Origin of the sequence: Streptococcus equinus ATCC 9812 (assembly GCF_000187265.1) — a bacterium.
Lineage (GTDB): Bacteria > Bacillota > Bacilli > Lactobacillales > Streptococcaceae > Streptococcus > Streptococcus equinus.
On sequence record NZ_GL698430.1, the window covers coordinates 43,830 to 46,928 of the forward strand.

The 3,099-nt window shown below is 37.8% G+C and carries 3 protein-coding genes and 8 tRNA genes; all 11 read right to left on the minus strand.

Annotated elements, in window-relative coordinates:
- The coding region (locus HMPREF0819_RS06885) for a coiled-coil domain-containing protein (protein WP_003067293.1) at positions 1–843 on the minus strand (843 nt) is incomplete at its 3' end.
- A 101-nt stretch (positions 844–944) separates the two neighbouring features.
- Complete coding sequence (mreD, locus tag HMPREF0819_RS06890; RefSeq protein ID WP_044023441.1) at positions 945–1,451, minus strand: rod shape-determining protein MreD; 507 nt, start codon at positions 1,449–1,451, stop codon at positions 945–947.
- A 1-nt stretch (position 1,452) separates the two neighbouring features.
- On the minus strand, positions 1,453–2,280 hold the full coding sequence (gene mreC, locus HMPREF0819_RS06895) for a rod shape-determining protein MreC (protein WP_003067299.1): 828 nt from the start codon (positions 2,278–2,280) through the stop codon (positions 1,453–1,455).
- 70 nt (positions 2,281–2,350) lie between these two features.
- Positions 2,351–2,438 (minus strand) — tRNA-Ser (locus HMPREF0819_RS06900).
- A gap of 10 nt (positions 2,439–2,448) precedes the next feature.
- Positions 2,449–2,522: transfer RNA gene (locus HMPREF0819_RS06905), tRNA-Ile, on the minus strand.
- A gap of 33 nt (positions 2,523–2,555) precedes the next feature.
- A tRNA-Gly gene (locus HMPREF0819_RS06910) sits at positions 2,556–2,626 on the minus strand.
- A gap of 18 nt (positions 2,627–2,644) precedes the next feature.
- Positions 2,645–2,717: transfer RNA gene (locus tag HMPREF0819_RS06915), tRNA-Phe, on the minus strand.
- A gap of 5 nt (positions 2,718–2,722) precedes the next feature.
- Positions 2,723–2,796 (minus strand) — tRNA-Met (locus tag HMPREF0819_RS06920).
- A gap of 12 nt (positions 2,797–2,808) precedes the next feature.
- Positions 2,809–2,898: transfer RNA gene (locus tag HMPREF0819_RS06925), tRNA-Ser, on the minus strand.
- Positions 2,899–2,922: 24 nt separating this feature from the next.
- Positions 2,923–2,996, minus strand: a tRNA-Ile gene (locus HMPREF0819_RS06930).
- 22 nt (positions 2,997–3,018) lie between these two features.
- Positions 3,019–3,092 (minus strand) — tRNA-Met (locus HMPREF0819_RS06935).
- Positions 3,093–3,099: the final 7 nt, after the last annotated feature.

Sequence of the window (3,099 nt, forward strand, 5' to 3'; positions counted from 1 at the left end):
TGGTGTAGTAGCAGCTGGTTGTTCTGCTGATGTATCTGTAGTTGTATCAGTTGTAGCTGTATTGTTTTGAACAGCAGCTTGTGCTTGTGCTACAGATTCAGCTTGTGCTTGTGCTTCGGCAGCAGCTTGTGCTTCAGCAGCGGCTTGTGCTGCAGCAGCTTCAGCAGCAGCTTGTTCAGCAGCTTCTTTTTGAGCTACAAGGTTAGCACGTTCATCTTCAGCAGTTGCCAATTGAGCTGAAAGGTTCAATTGTGCAGCTTCCAATTCAGCTTGTTGTGTTGCCAAAGCAGCTTGGTTTTGTTCGATAGTTGCTTTATTAGCAGCTACAGTATTGATAGCTTCTTGGTTTTCTGCTTGTTTTTGTTCAATAGCAGCTTTATCTGCTTCTTGTTCATCAAGCATTTTTTTGTTTGCAGCAACTACTTCACGAATAGCTTGAACACGGTTAATCGCATCAGAAACTGATTTAGAGTTCAAGATTGTGTTAATGTAGCTAGTAGCTGAAACATTCTTTTGAGCATTGCGAGCTTGGTTTTTCAAAGTTTGGTTACGAGCAACAATTTTGCTTGAAAGAACTTGAATTTCTTCGCTCAATTTTTGAGATTCAGCTTCAAGTTGAGCATTTTGTGCTTCCAATTCAGCTTGTTGTGATTGAAGAGAAGACACTTGAGTTTGGATTGCATCAACTTGGCTTTGTGCTGCAGCTTGTTCAGAAGTTAAGTTGCTGATTACAGCATCCTGTGCAGCAATTTGTGTATCAAAATCATCCGCATTTACAGTTACGGCTGCTGTCCCGAGTGTTACACCACTGACAAGAACAGCTGATAAAATTCTTTTCTTCATATTAATTAAACTACTCCTTTTTGATAAGACATTATTATTTTACCAAAAAATCACGTAAGTAATATTACGTGATTGTTACATTTATGTTTTGTTATGGTAATCTAAGCATTAAAATATACTTTTTTAAACAATTTTTGAAATATCAAATACAACAAAATATTGAAAATCAGAGTTGGCGCAAAACCATAAGCAATAAAATTAGCTATTGTTAACGTTGTCATTCCCAATAATACGGCACAAACATCCCCAACAATTTCAAACATAAACAAAACAATAATAAAGAACGTTAATGTTTGAAAATTACTAGAGAAAATAGTCTTAGTAATACTATTAGTAAAAATTACTAAAAATGGTAATAAAATAACAACTATCCCGATTCTATTCAAATAGTAAATATCATATAATCCACCAAGAAACAAAGAGCTAAATATAGTAAAATACTTAGTTTGATTATGGTAGAAATATATAATAGCCAGCAAAAGCAAATGACTGCTAATCGTCACATGGTACGTAAAAACAGAACTCATTAAATAAGAAAACTGACCGTCAATTAACATCAATAGTAAAAGGGTAAAAAGTAAAAAATATCTGTTTTTTAAAAACGCCATATTAATCACCAACTACTGTTACATATGAAATATCAGAGAAATCTGCTGTTGGTTTAACATAAACAACACGCTCTAAATTTTCAGAACTATTCTTGACACTAGAAACTGAACCAACTGAAACATTAGCTACAGTATCACCATCTAGGCCACTCGTCACAACACTATCACCCTCAACAACATCTGTAGAAGAATTAAGGTTAGAAACTACGAAACATTTCTTTTCTGAATCAAATGACTCTAAAATTCCATAAAGATCACCTGAAGCAGTAGAAATCTTAACAGGGATACTAAAATCAGAACCATTGGCCAAAAGTGCAATATTTGATGTCGAAGAATCAACATCATCAACAACACCTATAAGCCCCCCATTAGAAAGTGCCAACATCTTTTTAGCAACATTTTTATCTTTCCCAATCTTGACCGTCAAAGACTCATACCAAGAAACAGGGCTTCTAACTATAACCTTTCCTGTTGCAGAAAACTGAGTCGAAATTGAGGAAGAAGCATTAATTGTATTATTTAACTGCTCATTCTCAATTTTTAATGATGCAATTTCCTCACTTTGATTCTCAAGTTCAGCAACTTTCTTCTTCAATTTTTTATTTTCAGAATACGTGCTAAATAAATCATGTATATCTTCATTTAAAGATCCTAAAGACCTAAACGGAGCAGAAACGACAGAATCAACTCTAGCAACAACACTTCTAATCGGTGAAGAAACTACCGAAATAACACCTAAATTTCTAAAAAGTAGGGATAATGAAAATGATAAAAGTAACAAAATCACAACAGCGAAGAAAACGAAACGAGAGATTCTTAATTTTTTCAAGATTGTACACCAACTAACTTAGAATAAAAAATAAACGAGATATCAAAAGATAACTCGTTTAAAAACAACACGGAGAATAAGGGATTCGAACCCTTGCGCCAGTTACCCGACCTAACGATTTAGCAAACCGTCCTCTTCAGCCTCTTGAGTAATTCTCCATTCCATGTATGGGCACAAGTGGACTCGAACCACCGACCTCACGCTTATCAGGCGTGCGCTCTAACCAGCTGAGCTATGCGCCCATGAAACTTGGAATAACCAATATAAAAATAAAAAGCGGGTGACGAGAATCGAACTCGCGACAACAGCTTGGAAGGCTGTAGTTTTACCACTAAACTACACCCGCATAATTTTATTTAATTAATGGCGCGAGACGGAATCGAACCGCCGACACATGGAGCTTCAATCCATTGCTCTACCAACTGAGCTACCGAGCCTTCTATTGCGGGAGCAGGATTTGAACCTACGACCTTCGGGTTATGAGCCCGACGAGCTACCTAGCTGCTCCATCCCGCGCTAACAATATAAAGGAGGATGTGGGATTCGAACCCACGCACGCTTTTACACGCCTGACGGTTTTCAAGACCGTTCCCTTCAGCCGGACTTGGGTAATCCTCCAAAATAAAAAGTTCCAAATCAATATGGACCTTGTAGGACTCGAACCTACGACCGCTCGGTTATGAGCCGAGTGCTCTAACCAGTTGAGCTAAAGGTCCAAAGTCATCCATATATCATCTATAGCGGCGAAGGGGATCGAACCCCCGACCTCCCGGGTATGAACCGGACGCTCTAGCCAGCTGAGCTACACCGCCATCAATC